This is a genomic window from Ruegeria sp. AG1 (genome assembly GCF_056541705.1).
On the sequence record NZ_JBQFYU010000013.1, the window covers coordinates 19,707 to 36,161 of the forward strand.

A 16,455-nucleotide genomic window follows, 5' to 3' on the forward strand; every position below is an offset into this window, starting at 1 on the left:
CTGGAGGGTGGGATCAATTACATTGATCATACCTGTAGTCTCCGTACTCCAGCCAGTTTGCCGAGCCCTCGCTAAAAATCAGAAACTCGGATCTGTCTTCCCCAAGCAGGGCAACGACAAATCCGGCGGGCGGCTCATAGTTTCCGAAGTAACTGTAGGCCGTCATGGCTCTGATCGACACGCCGTTGACCGTTACTCGCGCGTCCCATTCTCCCTCCGGGTTGTCCAAAATTACGGGTTCGATGACTCGCTCTACCGCTCCGCCACCACAATAGACGATGCCTGCGGTAGGTTCGTAGGAGGCACCCTGGCTAGCACCTGAATCGCAGGTGGAACGAAGGGACTGAATTGCCGCGCTGGAACCTTTCAAGTCAAAGATTCCGTAGCTGACGTCTTGATCAATCATAGACAGATTAACGGATGCATTGGCCGCAAGCTGGTCCAGTACGAAACCATAATCCTGCTGGCTATTGAAACTAACCTCGACAGGATAATTGTCGACGATCTGCACGTCAGCGTTTTCAGCACCAACCTGAAATGCGCCAATTTCGGTGGTGCCGTTCTTCAAGAATCGAATGGAGAGCCCCTGCTTTTCCACGATGTCCTGGCTATCCTCATATCCAGCCGGAGCAAAGCGGATACGATTACACTGAAGTTCCAGCGTCATGTTTCCGGTCTGAATAAAAGCATTAGGGTTGGGCCCGGAACTGAACGACCACTCCGCTGATGCTGTGGTCGCCATGGCCATCAGTAGCATTCCAATGGAAATCGTTTTGAAACTCATTTTCTCTCTCCATGGTGTTGTGGTTCGTATTGTCATTCAGCCAGAGTTTCCGGCCCGTTACCCGGGCAACAAGGTTAGGAAACAGGTGCGCCGTATTCGTTTGCGCCTTCTTGGGAAGGTCGCGTCAGCCACCAGATCATCAGGATGGACAGAACCAATTGAAGAATTGAGACAACAACAATGCCGGTCACGCCCAGGACGGCCGCAGGTCCTCGCAATGCATCGGGGTTTTCGGTCCCTTGCTCCAATACCGAAAAGAACGCCACCCCACCCAACATAACAAAAAGCGTTGTAATGCTGAGCGCCATCGGCAGCAGCAAGTACCAGCCAGGTCGACCTGTATCATGTAGCCTCCGCCAACCGGCGGCCAGCATTGGTATGAGAACGGCAAGTTGGAAAACAGAGGACAGAACCCGAGCTCCCTGCCCTGTTTCGGGGTCCGTCCCGAATAAGATGGTGTCAAGCACAGCCAAAGCCGCACTCACGAGAACCACAAACAAGAAGAACCACCAGTATTCTGAGCGTATAGCCCGACCGGAGAACTGGAAGTATTTCGAGAAACACGTTTTAACGGCTTCACCAAATCCCATTTTTCAATCCTTTCTTCGTTTCTGTGCGGCCTCAGAACGCCTCGCGGACCCAAAAGTACGCCTTCGCCCTTCTGGGTTTTCCCGCCTTCTATTTTTGTTTGAACGCCAAAAACCTATCTTTCAAAAGGGTAGCGAAATTTACGCGCGGAAAAAATGTTGATTTATGAAAAATAAGATTCAAACATGCGAATTCGACTAGGCTTTATTTGACCCCCGTTGTTACCGGCCCCGGCAATCAACTCAATATCGTTCTCCCGACCAATCCGTTGGCGACAAATCTATGGGAAAGGTGGGCGCCGGATCGAGCTGTGCTCAATTGGCTGAATAGAAGCGGGCGCTTCAAAAAGGAGCATCCAATTTCACTAGATTCGATGGACTCTGATGGAGAAGAAAATGACCAAAAAGACAGTGATGATTGCAGGCACAACTTTGTTCGCATTGCTTGCGGCATGTGACGAAACGAGTACGTCGAGCGCGTCCGCCGAACCCACACCCGCTCAGCAGGCATGTTTGCGAGATGTGGCCAAAACAACGAACAATTCGCAAGTCGTTGTGCTCTCGTCCGCGTTTAGCGAAGCTGGAACACAAGTCACTGTCGGTGTTGGTGAGGATCGCGCTCCTTGGAATTGTATTGCTTACACCGATGGCGCGACGGCTGGTATCGAGTTCCTGGGCGACGAAGGCGCATTGTAGTCTGCTCGCTGTGTATCTCGAAAGCACCAGTCGTGATCAAATTTGAATACCGGTAAGCTCAGACATTCTAACCTCGTAATAGGATTGGGCTTTAACTTGCTCAATCATGCTAAGGTTGTGGAAAATGCCCGTATCAAACTCGGTTGTATTTGCGATCATCTGCACTTTTGTGGCTATTGTATCCGTCCCAAAATACAGCATGGCCCAAACTTGGGACATAGCATCCCAGCACTCTGTCAGCGGCGTAACTGTGTATGATACGGATGAGCTGCTAACGTTTGCCGGTCAGTTGGCCTTTGACCGGTCGGGGCGCATCACAGCGGCGGAGGTCGCATCAACGATCACGCAGATCTACCGAGAAGACGGTTACTTCTTGGCTGAGGCCTGGCCCGGTCCCGATGGGCAGAGCATAATTGTTGATGAAGGGCGTATTCAAACCATCGAAATTGAAGGTGTAGATACACGCACGTTCCAAACCTTGGAAAAGACTTTTCGCCCCCTCACCTTCGCATATCCAATGACTCTCAAACGATTTGAGCGTGCGGTTATGCTCGCCGAGGACATACCCGACTTGGACGTGTCGACCGAACTTGATTACCCGGATCAAGCTGGTGCTCGGCTGAGGGTATTGGGAGAGCCCCTGCGCAAACAAGCCGGCAGTGCGACACTCGACAACCCTCCGCGTGAGCTTGGAGAAGCGCTCAGCTTCTATATCGTACAAGAATTTTATTCGACGCTGACCGTCGGGGATTTGCTTCGATTTGAGGGTTCAGGCAACTACAATTGGGACAAAGACGACGAACACTCTTTGTGGGGCGCTGTTACCTATCGCACGCCGCTGAACAGCAATGGGCTGTACGGTGAGATTTTCTACGGAAACATAAACGCAAAACGTGACCTCTCGGGTGATTTTGCAAGAACAGATGTTGATGGCGAGAACTTCACCGTCGCGTTGGGATATCCCGTGATCCGCGATGTGGCCCGCTATGGGTACCTTCTGCTGGATTATCGCATTTCCGAAGCGGACTCAGTCAGTGGTGGCGTTCCACTATCCAGTGACGCAAGTGTCGTTGGCCTGACATATCTCTACGGCCAAAACTATCCAAAAGGACAAGCTCTGGAAGCGGGGATAACCTTATCTTTTGGTGACAATGACAACGACACGACAGACGCGAATTTTGACGACGGAGACTCTTCGTTCTGGCATCTGCGGGGCGGCATTGGATACGAAAGCCCGCTAACGAGCTTGTCGCCCAATACTGCTTGGCGCACTGAGATTTGGGGGCAGTACACCACCGACCGGCTGCCCTCGGTCGAGGAGTACTTCCTTGGTGATCGTTATGCTTTGCGTGGATATCGGTTTGACGAAGTGGATGGTGATTCCGGGATTTCCGCGATTTTCGAAGTGTCTCACTCCTACTTTCCAAGTTCCCAAAGCATTCATCGCTTAACGCCCTTTGTCTTTTTCGACGTAGGCTACATCTCGAACAATGACCCTGCGAGTTTTGAAGTCGACAATGCTACACTGGCCTCGACAGGTCTGGGTTTGGACATTGAGTTTAAGCAAAACCTATTTCTGTCCGGATATGTCGGTGTCCCTTTGAGAGACGGTCCCTTGACCGACTCTGGTGATCCTGGCGCGTATCTTGCTCTGACAACAAGTTGGTGAGGATGTTATGAAACGGAACCGCATTGCTTTAATTGCCGCAGCTTGTTTGTTTGCAGAACTGGCCGCGACGCAGGTCGCCGCGCAGGGAAATCATTACGGTTGGTGCCGTGGCGTAGGGAATCCGCACCGGTCGAGCCAAGGATGTGGGCAGGCCGGTGGGCAAGGGGTAGGCAATCAAATTACCGGCCCAACGCAACCGGTGGCAAATCAATTGCCGCCTCAGGGAACACAGCAAACACCCACCTCCGTTGCTGTGCCGGTCCTTGCGCCGGGCGCGGTCCCGAACGCAATTCCCGGTCGGGTTCCGATCGCAACGCCAATAGCGGTTCCGGGGCAAGTTCCAACGCCGATCGTAGCGCCGACGCTCGCTCCGCCTTTGGTGCCAAATCCGACACCAAACCGGGTTCCGACAGCCGTTCCCAATCAGGTTCCGCCATTGGCTAATGTGCCGCCGCAAGTTCCGACTGCGACTCCTAATCAAGTTCCGATAGCTGTCCCTGGTCAGGTTCCGCCTCAACCCAATGTGCCGCCCCTTGTGCCAACAGCGACACCCAACCAAATACCAGTCGCCGTTCCTGGTCAGATCCCGCCTCAGCCTACCGGCCAAACTGCTGTGCCACCGCTCGTACCAACTGCGACCCCCAATCAGGTTCCCATCGCGGTTCCTGGCCAGGTTCCACAGTTGACACAAAGACCCACGGCAACTCATGTAGCCGTCCCAGGACATCAGAATCCACAAGGTGTCGTGACAATCATGCGCCCAAGGCCGAGGCCGACAACCGGTACTGTTCAGCAACCTGGCTCAACACAAGTGACCCACCATTTAACCCACCAAAGCAATTCAAAGAAACACGATCACGTCGCAGCAACACCCGGACGGCATGACCCGCACGACCTACCGAGATTCCGCAACGCGGCAGCCAAGGAAAACTGGGAATGCGTTGCCAGCGGATTTGGACAGCGTCGTTATGATGCTGGGCGAGGCGTTTTGTTGAACAGCGGGGCGTTGCGGCATCTCGGAAACGTGGACGCCATGGCACGCGATGTACCAGCGCGGCATCCAAAACACTCTGGCTGCATTATTTCGGTCAAACGAAAGCAGCGTTGACAAGGTTTGTTGGGTTTTCGTGCTCGTATGTCAGGTGACATACCTACAAGAGCTATAGAAGCGCTCGAAAAACTTCGCGTAAAATACTGATTTAATTGAATAAATCTAGAACTTCTCAAACACAACGACGATCAGAGAAACAATCTCATTCCTAACAGAACAGACTTGCAATCACCCGTCTCGGCGTAGTCACCTAGGATATGGGGATGGAGGAAACTGATGACACAATGGAAGTTGGTGGTCTGTATCTTGTGCACGCTGACCCTTGTTGCTTGCGCCCCCAAAACTCGCACATATGAAAAGACGGTATCGGCTTCGCTGCCGGCAGACTCGCGCACAGCTCTCAGTCGGGCGGCCAATCGGCTTGGCGATCCCAAAGACGGTCGGTCGGGCGTAAAGCTGATCAGTGACGGCGAAGAAGCTCTTGTCTCAAGGCTGTTGCTCGCTGCGGCGGCCGAGCAAACGATAGATGCGCAATACTACCTTCTACACGACGACCCAACGGGCCACCTATTCGCCGCCAGTCTTTTGCAGGCAGCCGATCGGGGTGTTCGTGTCCGATTGTTGCTGGATGACATGGATACGTCCAGCTATGATGCGATGACCGCCGCATTGGACAATCACGAAAACATTGAGATCCGGCTGTTCAATCCATTCTGGCGGGAACAAAGCCTTCTGATCGCAGGTTTGACTGATTTCAAACGCATCAATCGCAGAATGCACAACAAATCCATGACCGCAGACAATGTGTTCACGATTGTGGGCGGGAGAAACATCGGCGCCGAGTACTTTCTCGCGCGGGAAGAAATGAACTACGCTGATCTGGATGTGCTGGCCGCAGGCCCCGTTGTACGCGAGGTGTCACAAAGCTTTGACACGTACTGGAACAGCGAATTCGCCGTTCCGGCGCGGGCAGTCGTTGGAGAACCACAGGAATTTGACCTTGTTGATGCGCGAGTCAGGTTGAATGAACTGGTCGAGGAGGCGAAGCAGACGCAGTATGGCGCGGCCCTCAGAAAGTCGGCACAAGAGAACTTCGCAGATGGCGCCCTGTCACTGGATTGGCTGCCTGCGAAGCTCTATGCTGATCCTCCGTCGAAAGCCGCCGGTCTCGAGAACTCAGGTCCCGTTCTGGCATCTCAGTTGCTTCCATACTTTGAAAATGCCAGCAGTGAGGTGAACATCGTCTCCGCCTATTTCGTGCCGCGCAACAACGGTGTGAAATGGCTGACCGAATTGGAAAGCCGCGGCGTTGACGTAAAGGTTGTAACCAATTCACTTGCCTCTAACGACGTCGCACCCGTCTACGCGCACTATGCCAAGAAACGCCGTGCACTTCTACGCGGTGGAGTAGAGCTCTATGAGCTACGACCGGACGCCTATCAGGTCCAACGCCGCGGTATTAACTGGGCTCAATCGAGGTCAGGCCTGCATTCCAAGGCATTTGCAGTTGATGACCGATACTTGTTTGTAGGGTCTTTCAACTGGGACCCGCGATCTGTCAACATCAACACCGAGATGGGAATCCTGATTGACTCGCCAGCATTGGCGACACAGACCATGGGCACCTTGGACGACGCGTTACCCGCATACACATATAACGTAACACTCGAGAAAGCTGGTCAGCTTATTTGGACGACAAGAGGCGATGATGGCAACGTTCTTGAGTACCAATCTGAGCCGACAGGATCGGCCTGGGATCACATTGTTGCCGGATTATTAAGTATTTTACCAATTGGGTCTCAGCTGTAAGTTTTTGGCAAATACCCGACGCTACCAGAGAACTCCGGCCTGCAAAAACGGCTGGATTGGGTTCGAAACGTCCGTTGCTCTTTTACAGCCGGTCGTTTGGTTCATCCGCCCGCCAGAATATGCAAACTTCGCTTTCAGCGCATTGCAGACCTTCGCGAGAATCCAAGCAGAAAAGCCGCATGGAACCCAAGGGACCTTAGAGAGGCCCTTTGTGGGGTTGAGCGCCGCAAAGAACCATGGCCGCAATGACTACGACAAAAACTGATTAAATTCGTCGCTAAGGCAGAGAATCGCGCAGCGCAAGACTACAGGCAAACTACGCAAACTTATGGGGTGCGCGTAGTGTTATCCGCAAACCTAAGCATCAACTAAGCGCGCTCATAACGGTGCGTTCCTGCAATTGATTGCATTGATTAAACTCAAGCGTGCTTGCGAATAACTTTTAACGATTTTCCCAATTGTTTGCACACTCCTCCTATCGGCGTCCGACTACATCCTTCCGAAAGTCTCTTTGAGTTCTGTGACTTGTTCAGCATCCAGTAGGCGGGTTGGCAGACCGCGCAAAGCCACGAGCAGCTTGGCCGTTTCTTCTAGCTCTTCTGCTGCACAGACAGCAGAGAAGAGGTCCTTTCCCGACACGACCGGGCCATGATTAGCCAGCAGAACAGCACTACATTCGCCGCCCAGTTCGCGGATCAAATCACCAGATTTCGGGTCGCCCGGCTTAACGTATGGAACCAGTTTGACCGTGCCGACGCGCATCACCACGTATGGTGTCAGCGGTGGAATACAGTCGTCTGGATCGGTGTCTTCAAGGCAGGACAGAGCAGTGGCCCAGGTCGAATGTAGATGTACCACTGCACCAGCTTGTGGCCTCGTCTCATAGAAGGCTTGATGTAGAAAAACTTCCTTGGTCGGCTTGTCTCCGGAGACATGGTTCCCATCCAAATCAATCTTGGCGATGCGCTCGGGATCGATATTCCCCAAGGTGGAGTTGGTTGGCGTCATGAGAATCCCGTCATGTAAACGCACGGAGACATTGCCAGCAGTGCCAACGGAAAAGCCACGCGCAAACAGCGAGGCGCACAGTTCCGACATCTGCTGTCGTAAAGCCAATTCTTCAGATCTCATTTGCCGACCTCCATCATTCTGAGGGCTTTCGCAAAAAAGTCCGGAGCGCCAAAGTTTCCAGACTTTAGTGCCAGCGCAACGGGTTCAGGTTTTCCCACGCTCAGGACAGGCACGCCCGGGTCGATCTCTGGCCCAATTGACATGGCCGGTGACCCCAGTGCCTCAGATACGGCCTGGGCAACAGCTCCCGACGTCTCTCCTCCTGCCACCACAAGACGCCTGTACCCCGTCTCGGCAAGTTGTCGTGCTGTATCTGCAAAGAGATTGTCCAGTCTGTCCGCTACAGCTTCCTGACCGAATTGACTTTGGATAGCGCGCACATCATCCGGACTTCCCGACGAGTACGCGAGCGGAGCCTGACCCGAATACGCTTCAAAGAAGTCCAGAAGCGTCTGCGTGGTCACATCCCCGGACATGACACTTGGCACATCAATGGCGAAGGACGGATGGGATTGCGAATGAACATCAATCTGCCCACGTGTTGCACCCGAGCACGACCCGGCAAGGATCGCTGCAGGTCCAGCGATACCAGTGAACACACTGCCAGCACTTTTAGATGAAGTTCCTCTCAAGAAGTTTTTGGGTAGCCCTAGTGCAATCCCCGATCCCCCAGTAATGAGCTCCGCATCCTTTAGAGCTTCGCCCCAGGCCAACAAATCTTCATCCGAAATCGCATCACCGATCACAAATCTTTCTTTGGTACGCAGCAAAGCAGTAGCAATCGCCTCTGATCCTTGCTTCACGGCGTCGATCGACACTAACCCAACCGCTTCTTCGGTCTGATGCTGCAACCATCTCCTGATGTTGGCATCCGTCATCGGAGTAAGTGGGTGGTTTTCCATCCCGGACTCGTGCAACAGCTTGCCGAGCACAAAAAGATGACCGTGATAGACCGTGCGCCCCGTTGTCGGAAAGGCCGGACAGAAAACCACCTTTTGCGCATCCAGTTCGTTGGCCAGCGCTTCCGCGACGGGGCCGATGTTTCCCTCCATCGTCGAATCAAAGGTCGAGCAATACTTGAAGATGAACTGCTGGCATCCTTGATCTTTAAGCCAGCGCAGGGCCCGCACGCTGTCCGCAACAGCTTCTTCGACAGATGCGGTGCGGCTTTTGAGCGAGATCACCCCCGCTTCAATCTCTTCGTCGGCTGGCGTATTCGGGATACCCGGGAACTGAGCCGTTCGTAATCTACCTTCCGGCTCAACACCCTTTGCCAAGGTGTTCGCAATATCACTCGCACCGGTAAAATCGTCCGCTATGACGCCGATCTTCATAATTTGATGTCCCTGGTTGGCCCAGGATCCAGCCTATGAATATGCGGTGCCGCTCCGACTGGAAAGATCTCACGCACAAGTGGATCATGGCCGGGCACGATAAGTCGAGGGTGCGAGGCCAACCTCTCGAGCGTCTCGAAACCATCCATCATGTCTTGCAGGTCGACGACGATGGGAAAGGCTTTGCGTGCCATGAAATTCTCGTAGTAATGCGAGGCATCAGAGGCGAGTACCATCCACCCAGCTCCCGTTCTTACGCGAACGCATTGCAATCCGCGCGAGTGTCCACCGATGCAGTGCACCATGACCCCATCTGCAATCTCAGCTTCTCCATCGTAGAACACGACCTTGCCTGAATAGAGACGCTTTACCACCTCGCAGACATGGCCAGCCGTGAAAGGCGCACGCAGGTGGTCATGGCACATGCAAGGACCCGTGGCGAAGGCCATTTCCGCCGACTGCAGGTGCAATTTCGCGTTAGGGAACATATGCAGCCCCCCCGCGTGGTCATAGTGAAGATGGGTCACGATGACCTCAGTCACCGCTTCCGGCGCGATGCCTAGAGGACGCAGAGCCTCGCGAGGGTCCATCGCGATGGGACGACCACGGGCGGCAGCCTCATCGGAGTCGTAGCCAGTATCGACCAGAATGACTTTGTTGCCACGTTTGAGCACCCAAACGAAATAATCCATCGCATGAGGCGCGTCATGATTATCATCGACGATGAAACTATCAGCGCGTGTCCGGGCATTTCGATCCGCGTATTTCACCGCATGGATTTCCCAATCGTTCATCGGATGACCTCGGAATACTGGTGAACCACCTTGGTGGCGATCATATCAGCCACTGCCGTATCGAAGGACTGAAAATGCGCACTTTCTAGGTGGGCAGAAAACGCCACGCTGTCATCATAAAGTTCATAGAGGAAAACTTTCTCGGGATCGTCGCCGAGGCAAACGTCAAACTGCTGGCATCCGGGTTCTTCACGCAAAGAAGTTGAAGCGTTTTCTACCATCAGAGGCAAAAAAGTGTCTCTCGTACCGGGCTTGAGAGTGAAGGTGACAGTAACCGCAAACATCAGACAGAAAGTCCTTTCAGACGTGAGAAAGCGCGCCTTGCGACGGGCAGTTGGCTGAGGATCAGACCAATGTTGAGCACCAGCAGAATGGCCGCACCGGGACGTGAAAAGAAGACCGAAAGATCCCCGTCCGACAAGAACAGCGACCGGCGGAAGGTTTCGTCAAACAGACTGCCCAGAATAACGCCGATAACCAACGGCGCGATTGGGTACTTCATAAGGTTCATGAAGTAGGCAACGGCACCGACACCAAGCATCAGGTAGAGATCATTGATGCCACCGCCGACGCTGAAAGACCCAATCGTTGTCAGAACCATCACGACTGGTAAGAAGATGGTCTGCGGGATGGCGAGTATCTTGATAAAGACGCGAGCCGTGAAAAGCCCCATAAGAAACATAGTCAGCGACGCGAGCACCAAAATCGCAACCACGCGCAGAATGATCTCGGGATCAATCGTCGGCCCGGGGATCACATTGTTAATCTTGAAGGCCCCCATCAAAGCGGCGGCGGGTGGTGAACCGGGGATACCCAACACCAAAAGCGGGATCAGCGCGCCGCCAATACAGGCGTTGTTTGCAGTTTCTGAACACAGCAGACCTTCCAAAGACCCTTTGCCGTACTTGTCGCCCTCGGCGGATACGGTCTTGCCAACACCGTAGCTGACCCAACCGGCTACATCCTCGCCTACTCCGGGAAGTGCTCCGACCCCTGTCCCGATCACTCCTGACCGGCCAATGGTGGGTAGGTAGCGTCGAATAGATCGAAGGTTTGGAAGGATACGACCTTTCAGGGCCAGAACCTTCCCGGCCTCGACGTGCCTCAAACCGTCGATGATTTGGGGAATGGCAAAAGCCCCCATCAAAACTGGCACAACTTGAAACCCGCTCATCAAGTATGACCAGCCGAAGGTATAGCGTGGCTCAGACAACAGAGGGTCGAGCCCCACCATGGACATCGCGAGCCCGATCAGACCGGCGATCCATCCCTTGATCACCAGGTCTTCGCTCATCAAAGTGCCAGAAAGCAGAATGCCGAAAAGGGCCAATAGTGCTTTCTCCGGGCTTGCGATGTTCTTTGAAACCAAAAGCAGCGCCCAGACAAAAATCAAAAGCGTGATGGTCCCGATAACTGTGCCAATGAAACTAGCTGTCGTGGTCAGCCCGAGTGCTTCGCCCCCTCGACCTGCTCTGGCTAGAGGGTAGCCATCCATGGCCGTGGCCGCGCTGGCTGCCGTGCCCGGTATATTCAATAGAATTGAGGGGTAAGAGCCGCCGTAAATCGCGCCAACATAGGCGCCGAGCAACGCGATGAGCGAATAGTCCAGCGGGATTTTGTTGCCGAAGAAACCTGTCAGGATCGTCACCGCCAGGGTTGCCGTAAGGCCGGGCAATGCACCGAACGTGATGCCCAGGAATACGGATGCGATCAAATACAGATAGGTCAGCGGGTCCACTGCCAGGCCCACGAAGGCGGCCCCAAATCCAGCCAGTTGCGAAAGGATAAAGTCCATCCGGTCAATCTTTCCATAGCGGACGAAGCGTCACGTAGTAGTGGTATTCGATTTGCTTGAAGATCAGCCCGCCGCGCGCGGGCACGTTCTGCCTGAAAACAAAGGCCATCGCGCAAACAAGGATGAGCGGGGCAAGTATTGCCACCAAAGGAACGTACCGCAAAACGGGCTCAGAGGCCACTTTGGTCAACACCACGAGTATTAACGCGATCCAAATGGCCAGTGTGAACCAATCATCTCCGTGTGCATTCCAATCCGCCTGAGCAGGAAACGCGGCGAACGCAAACAGTCCAGCAGAGAAAACAGCGATACTGGCCACCAAAGCGCGTCGAGCGTGGCCGCCGTAGTAGCCGTAAGTCAAAGCTGTAATCAGCAAGCCAGAACACAGAATGAAGTCGACCCTTGGAACCAACCCGACGACATATGCAAGAAGGATCAGGCCTATTGTTGAAGCTCGATAGGTTTCCGACTTGTCCCACCCGATCCCCAAAGCACTTAGCGCGTTTTCGGCCCCACCAGAGCGGATCGAAATAGCCAGCAAAACGAAGGACAACGCAAGCAACCCACCGAAGATGAACAACGGTACAATTGCAGCCGAGTTATACCAATCCGACCCACTTACGCCTGCGCGGTTTTCACCCCAAAGGGGGATGTCCAACGTCTTCCAAAGAAAGAAGACGGACATTGTTACCAGAACAATTGCTGCCCAAAAGTCGCGCGTCCGCATGACCAGTGTTTCGTCAGGTTTGTCCATTGCCTGCCTCCTTAGGGAAAAGGCGCGATCAAGCGCGCCCTTTCAAAATTGATCGGATTAGGGCTTCTCGATACCCAGCGAGGCCGGATCGACCGTGGCAGCGCCAAGGTCCTGCAAGGTATAGGCAAAAGTAGCCTCGAGGTTCGCAAACAGCTCTTGAGCCTCTTCGCCGTGCTGACCACCGACGTCGTAATTGTTTGCCGCAGCCCATTCAGCGACAGTGTCAGACGCAATAGCCTGCTCGAACGCATCGCCTAAGGCAGCCTTAACGTCATCCCCGGCCGAGCTGTGAACCGCAAACCCGATGGCCTGTTTGAGCGGCAGATATTGATCAAGACCGTCATAGATGCCAAAGGCAGACGGCACGGTTGCCCCTGCGATCTGCGCGTCCTCGGGCGTCAACATAGCAAGCGGTTTAAGTTGACCGCCTTCGATCAACGGCGCCTGTTCAGCCAGTGACGTCACAACCAACGCAACTTCACCCGCTATCGCTGCCTCCTGCCCAGGCGCGGAGCCTTTGTATGGCACAAACTTGAATTCTGCACCGGACCCTTTTTCGATGGCCAGAAGGTTCAAGTGGTGGATCGAACCTGCGCCGGAAGCCGCGGCTGGAATAGAGCCCGGAGCAGCTTTCGCGGCGTCGACCAGTTCTTCCAGTGTATTGTAAGGGCTGTCCGCCGGAACCGAGATCAGATCAGGTGATCCGCCAACAATGAATGGATACCAAAAGTCAAATTTCTTATCCCAACCACCCTGCACAGCAGCGGTGACATTCGATTCAGACAGACCAACCAGTGTGTAGCCATCGTCTGGTTGGTTCATAACGTAGACCATACCGTTGGAGCCTGCGACACCACCTGTTTGATTGATCACATTGATCGAGACCGGAAGGTGTTTTTCCATCTCGGCCATGATCATACGGTTGATCGTGTCCGTACCGCCACCGGCCCCCCAGACCACAGCTGTGGTGATATCACGATAGGGGTAATCCTGCGCAGCAGCTGCGCCTGCAATACTGGTCGCCATCACAGTTGCGGCCGCCAACCGCCCTAGCATTAGTTTCATTTCCAAGTCCTCCCAAACAACTTCGCGTTTATTATTGCATTTATTTGCGTATACATTAAAGAATGCGTTGTCAACGGACTGTAGTGAAAGCTGCGATCGCGCTATGAATGCGAAACAGGAAGGAAGCGGGGCAAAATGAAAAAGACTTACGATATTGCAGTGTTCCACGGGGACGGGATTGGCCCAGAAATTATGGGCCCCACGCTTGAAATCCTGCGCCAGCTCTCGCTCAGCAATCCCACCTATGAACTGGTGTTTACAGACGCTCCGGCTGGCGCAGGCCACTACGCCAAAACGAGAGAATCGTTTCCGGCAGGATCACTCGAGACTGCACGAAATGCTGACGCGATTCTGCTTTCGGCAATGGGTTTGCCGGATGTTCGATACCCGGACGGAACCGAGATTTCACCGCAGATTGATTTGCGAAAGCAACTGGGACTTTTCGCCGGTGTACGGCCAGTGAAGGTAAGCAGCGGACAAAGGACTCCCTTGGCGCTGCCTCCGGGAAAAGAGATCGACTTTGTGTTGATACGCGAAAGCACAGAAGGGCTGTTCTTCACCCAAGGCGCTGGCGAAGTTTCCGAAGACGAAGCGCGTGAAACTCTGCTGATCACGCGTGAGGTGTCCGAAAAACTGTTCCGTTTCGCGTTTGATCTGGCCCAGAACCGCAAAAGAACCGGGCGCGGCCGAGGGCGAGTTACATGTGTCGACAAGGCCAATGTATTTCGCGCCTTTGCGTTCTTTAGATCAATTTTTGATGCAGAAGCCGCCCTCCATCCCGAATTACAGGCAGACCATGCTTATGTTGATGCCACCGCTCTGTGGATGGTTCAAAAACCTTGGGAATTTGATGTTTTGGTCACTGAGAACATGTTCGGAGACATCCTCTCCGACCTTGGTGCCGGTCTCATGGGTGGTCTTGGGCTGGCTCCCTCAGCGGATATCGGATTGAATCACGCTGTATTCCAACCCTGTCATGGTTCCGCTCCGGACATTGCGGGACAGGGTGTCGCCAACCCTTTTGCAATGATCCTGTCCGCAGCAATGATGCTTGAATGGTTGGGGCTGACCCATGATCACCCAGGCCTGTCCAACGACGGCGAACGATTGCGTGAAGCCGTGGAAAAAGTGACTGCGAACGGACAGAACCTGACGCGTGACCTAGGTGGCACCGCCGGAACGCAGGATGCAGCCGCATCGGTATTAGAAGCAATACGGGCATGAATACTCGACAAACCATCAGGGTCGCTTGTGTGGGCGCGGGATATTTCAGCAGGTTCCACTACGAAAGCTGGTCCCGAATGCCCGGAGCGGTTCCGATTGCGTCCTGCAACCGTGATATCAACAAGGCTAAAGAAACAGGACTTGCCGCTTACGATGATCTGTCACAAATGCTGGAGGCGGAAAAACCAGATCTCGTGGACATCATCCTTCCACCTGTAGCGCAGGCCGAAGCCATCCGAACGGTACTGAACTCTGGTATCAAGTGGCTGATCTGTCAAAAGCCATTCTGCATGTCTCTGGATGAAGCGGAGAAGATCGTCTCCGAGGCTGAAGCAGTAGGCGCAACTATCGTCGTGCACGAGAATTTTCGATTTCAGCCCTGGTATCGTGCGATCAAGGTGGCGATGACCGAGGGTCGAATTGGCACACCTCTTCAAGCGACTTTCCGGCTTCGGCCCGGCGACGGACAGGGACCACGAGCCTACCTTGACCGGCAACCGTATTTTCAGGACATGCCGCGTTTCCTCGTTCATGAAACAGCGGTTCACTGGGTAGACACATTCCGATTTTTGTTCGATGCGCCCAGCGCAGTTTATGCGGACTTGCGCCAAGTTAACCCAGTTATCGCAGGCGAGGATGCAGGTTTCATCCTGTTTGATCACCCCAACGGTTTGAAAGCCCTGTTCGATGGCAACAGGTGCCTTGACCACTGTGCAGAAAACCTGCGTCAAACCATGGGTGAGGCTCTCATCGAAGGAACCGAAGGATCACTTGTTCTTAACGGCGACGGTTCAGTTGACCTCCGCGCTTTTGGAAAACAGGAGCGACAGCAGATTTTACCTCCGAGCGATCATGATGGGTTTGGAGGAGACTGCGTACACGCCTTGCAAAGTCACGTCGTTTCAGGCCTTGTAAAGGGCACGCCGCTGGAAAACACGGCCCGAGACTATTTGGACGTGATCCGCATCGAAGAGAGCATCTATCTCTCGACTGCGGAGGGACGAAAAATCAACCTGGAGACGCCGTGAAGGATCAGGACGCAAAAACTCTTTCCAACACCCAACGCGCAGTTAGGGATTTGCGACAGATGATCCTGTCCGGCGAACTTGCAGCCGGAACTGACCATCTGGAATCAGAACTCGCCGAGACCCTTGGCATGTCCCGCACCCCGATACGGGAAGCTGCGCTGATGTTGGAAAGTAAGGGGTTGCTAGAAATGCGGCCCCGAAAGGGCGTGCGTATACTGCCTGTTTCATCAGATGATATGCGTGAAATTTACGACATACTGACAGAACTAGAGAGTCTCGCGGCACAGCGCGCTGCCGAAGCGGGTCATTCAGAAGATGAACTGTCGGTCCTTGCTGGATCAATTGCAAAGATGGATCAAGCCATCGAAACCGAAGACCTTGAAGCCTGGGCCGAGGCTGACGAGTTGTTTCATCAGGAGCTCGTTCGGTTGGGCGGCAACAAACGGGTCGAAGCGATTGTCGCCATGATGAGCGACCAGGTGCGCCGCGCACGCGCAACGACGTTGTTCATCAGGCCCCTGCCCGTCAAATCCAACGAAGATCACCGGGTTGTTTTTCAAGCGATTAGTGAAGGTCGACCGGATGTTGCCCGTGAACGTCATCGAGAACACAGGCTGCAAGCACAGGCTATGCTTTGCGGGATACTCGAAAAGCATCGACTCAACAGCCTCTGATCTTCTCGTATCCGGTCGTTAATCAACTAAAATAACTGCTTTTTTGGCGACATAAAAGGCGCTCCGAGTACTTGTCGATAGCGGCAGTCCGTGGTTGCGTCCGACTGTTCTGCTTTCCTT

Annotated in this window: 15 protein-coding genes; 6 read left to right on the forward strand and 9 right to left on the reverse strand. The window is 53.9% G+C overall.

Annotated features, from left to right (window positions below; genetic code table 11):
* Positions 1-13 precede the first annotated feature (13 nt).
* Together ACR0B5_RS18555 and ACR0B5_RS18560 are read right to left on the reverse strand one after the other, a co-directional pair.
* On the reverse strand, positions 14-784 hold the full coding sequence (locus ACR0B5_RS18555; RefSeq protein WP_480542455.1) for a hypothetical protein: 771 nt from the start codon (positions 782-784) through the stop codon (positions 14-16).
* A gap of 74 nt (positions 785-858) precedes the next feature.
* Complete coding sequence (locus ACR0B5_RS18560) at positions 859-1,374, reverse strand: DUF805 domain-containing protein (protein WP_480542457.1); 516 nt, start codon at positions 1,372-1,374, stop codon at positions 859-861.
* A gap of 393 nt (positions 1,375-1,767) precedes the next feature.
* Between ACR0B5_RS18560 and ACR0B5_RS18565 the strand changes: the two genes are divergently transcribed.
* The 3 genes from ACR0B5_RS18565 (at position 1,768) to ACR0B5_RS18575 (ending at position 6,596) form a co-directional block, all read left to right on the forward strand.
* Complete coding sequence (locus ACR0B5_RS18565) at positions 1,768-2,067, forward strand: hypothetical protein (protein ID WP_170471152.1); 300 nt, start codon at positions 1,768-1,770, stop codon at positions 2,065-2,067.
* A 124-nt stretch (positions 2,068-2,191) separates the two neighbouring features.
* Positions 2,192-3,736: a ShlB/FhaC/HecB family hemolysin secretion/activation protein gene (locus ACR0B5_RS18570; protein ID WP_480542459.1), complete on the forward strand. Its 1,545-nt coding sequence runs from the start codon at positions 2,192-2,194 to the stop codon at positions 3,734-3,736.
* A 1,327-nt stretch (positions 3,737-5,063) separates the two neighbouring features.
* Complete coding sequence (locus ACR0B5_RS18575; protein ID WP_480542461.1) at positions 5,064-6,596, forward strand: phospholipase D family protein; 1,533 nt, start codon at positions 5,064-5,066, stop codon at positions 6,594-6,596.
* 489 nt (positions 6,597-7,085) lie between these two features.
* Here the strand turns inward: ACR0B5_RS18575 and otnC are convergent, their stop codons facing one another.
* The 7 genes from otnC to ACR0B5_RS18610 are packed head-to-tail and all read right to left on the reverse strand — an operon-like array spanning position 7,086 to position 13,409.
* Positions 7,086-7,727: a 3-oxo-tetronate 4-phosphate decarboxylase gene (otnC, locus tag ACR0B5_RS18580; protein WP_480542463.1), complete on the reverse strand. Its 642-nt coding sequence runs from the start codon at positions 7,725-7,727 to the stop codon at positions 7,086-7,088.
* Positions 7,724-9,001, reverse strand: coding sequence for a 3-oxo-tetronate kinase (gene otnK / locus ACR0B5_RS18585; RefSeq protein ID WP_480542465.1), 1,278 nt, complete (start codon positions 8,999-9,001; stop codon positions 7,724-7,726). The genes otnC and otnK overlap by 4 nt, the downstream gene beginning before the upstream one ends.
* Complete coding sequence (locus ACR0B5_RS18590) at positions 8,998-9,795, reverse strand: N-acyl homoserine lactonase family protein (protein ID WP_480542467.1); 798 nt, start codon at positions 9,793-9,795, stop codon at positions 8,998-9,000. The genes otnK and ACR0B5_RS18590 overlap by 4 nt, the downstream gene beginning before the upstream one ends.
* On the reverse strand, positions 9,792-10,079 hold the full coding sequence (locus ACR0B5_RS18595) for a putative quinol monooxygenase (protein WP_480542469.1): 288 nt from the start codon (positions 10,077-10,079) through the stop codon (positions 9,792-9,794). Before ACR0B5_RS18595 ends, ACR0B5_RS18590 begins: the two co-directional genes overlap by 4 nt.
* A complete protein-coding gene (locus tag ACR0B5_RS18600) occupies positions 10,079-11,590 on the reverse strand; it encodes a tripartite tricarboxylate transporter permease (RefSeq protein ID WP_480542471.1) in 1,512 nt (503 codons plus the stop codon). Before ACR0B5_RS18600 ends, ACR0B5_RS18595 begins: the two co-directional genes overlap by 1 nt.
* Before the next feature lie 4 nt (positions 11,591-11,594).
* A complete protein-coding gene (locus ACR0B5_RS18605) occupies positions 11,595-12,344 on the reverse strand; it encodes a hypothetical protein (protein ID WP_480542473.1) in 750 nt (249 codons plus the stop codon).
* A gap of 57 nt (positions 12,345-12,401) precedes the next feature.
* Positions 12,402-13,409 (reverse strand): Bug family tripartite tricarboxylate transporter substrate binding protein, encoded by a 1,008-nt coding sequence (locus ACR0B5_RS18610; RefSeq protein WP_480542475.1) that lies wholly within the window; start codon positions 13,407-13,409, stop codon positions 12,402-12,404.
* 135 nt (positions 13,410-13,544) lie between these two features.
* On the opposite strand from ACR0B5_RS18610, the gene ACR0B5_RS18615 reads away from it, so the two are divergent.
* The 3 genes from ACR0B5_RS18615 to ACR0B5_RS18625 are packed head-to-tail and all read left to right on the forward strand — an operon-like array spanning position 13,545 to position 16,335.
* A complete protein-coding gene (locus ACR0B5_RS18615; RefSeq protein ID WP_170641690.1) occupies positions 13,545-14,633 on the forward strand; it encodes an isocitrate/isopropylmalate family dehydrogenase in 1,089 nt (362 codons plus the stop codon).
* The gene (locus ACR0B5_RS18620) at positions 14,630-15,661 is read left to right on the forward strand and encodes a Gfo/Idh/MocA family protein (protein WP_480542477.1); all 1,032 of its coding nucleotides are present in this window, start codon (positions 14,630-14,632) and stop codon (positions 15,659-15,661) included. The genes ACR0B5_RS18615 and ACR0B5_RS18620 overlap by 4 nt, the downstream gene beginning before the upstream one ends.
* Complete coding sequence (locus ACR0B5_RS18625; RefSeq protein WP_480542479.1) at positions 15,658-16,335, forward strand: GntR family transcriptional regulator; 678 nt, start codon at positions 15,658-15,660, stop codon at positions 16,333-16,335. The genes ACR0B5_RS18620 and ACR0B5_RS18625 overlap by 4 nt, the downstream gene beginning before the upstream one ends.
* The last annotated feature ends 120 nt before the right edge of the window (positions 16,336-16,455 follow it).

Bases quoted from the DNA above. Each gene is read 5' to 3' on its own strand.
- ACR0B5_RS18615 (WP_170641690.1), top strand. From the start codon at position 13,545: ATGAAAAAGACTTACGATATTGCAGTGTTCCACGGGGACGGGATTGGC.
- ACR0B5_RS18605 (WP_480542473.1), bottom strand. From the start codon at position 12,344: ATGGACAAACCTGACGAAACACTGGTCATGCGGACGCGCGACTTTTGG.
- ACR0B5_RS18620 (WP_480542477.1), top strand. From the start codon at position 14,630: ATGAATACTCGACAAACCATCAGGGTCGCTTGTGTGGGCGCGGGATAT.
- ACR0B5_RS18595 (WP_480542469.1), bottom strand. From the start codon at position 10,079: ATGTTTGCGGTTACTGTCACCTTCACTCTCAAGCCCGGTACGAGAGAC.
- ACR0B5_RS18600 (WP_480542471.1), bottom strand. From the start codon at position 11,590: ATGGACTTTATCCTTTCGCAACTGGCTGGATTTGGGGCCGCCTTCGTG.
- ACR0B5_RS18610 (WP_480542475.1), bottom strand. From the start codon at position 13,409: ATGAAACTAATGCTAGGGCGGTTGGCGGCCGCAACTGTGATGGCGACC.
- ACR0B5_RS18565 (WP_170471152.1), top strand. From the start codon at position 1,768: ATGACCAAAAAGACAGTGATGATTGCAGGCACAACTTTGTTCGCATTG.
- ACR0B5_RS18575 (WP_480542461.1), top strand. From the start codon at position 5,064: ATGACACAATGGAAGTTGGTGGTCTGTATCTTGTGCACGCTGACCCTT.
- ACR0B5_RS18555 (WP_480542455.1), bottom strand. From the start codon at position 784: ATGAGTTTCAAAACGATTTCCATTGGAATGCTACTGATGGCCATGGCG.
- ACR0B5_RS18570 (WP_480542459.1), top strand. From the start codon at position 2,192: ATGCCCGTATCAAACTCGGTTGTATTTGCGATCATCTGCACTTTTGTG.
- otnC (WP_480542463.1), bottom strand. From the start codon at position 7,727: ATGAGATCTGAAGAATTGGCTTTACGACAGCAGATGTCGGAACTGTGC.
- ACR0B5_RS18560 (WP_480542457.1), bottom strand. From the start codon at position 1,374: ATGGGATTTGGTGAAGCCGTTAAAACGTGTTTCTCGAAATACTTCCAG.
- otnK (WP_480542465.1), bottom strand. From the start codon at position 9,001: ATGAAGATCGGCGTCATAGCGGACGATTTTACCGGTGCGAGTGATATT.
- ACR0B5_RS18590 (WP_480542467.1), bottom strand. From the start codon at position 9,795: ATGAACGATTGGGAAATCCATGCGGTGAAATACGCGGATCGAAATGCC.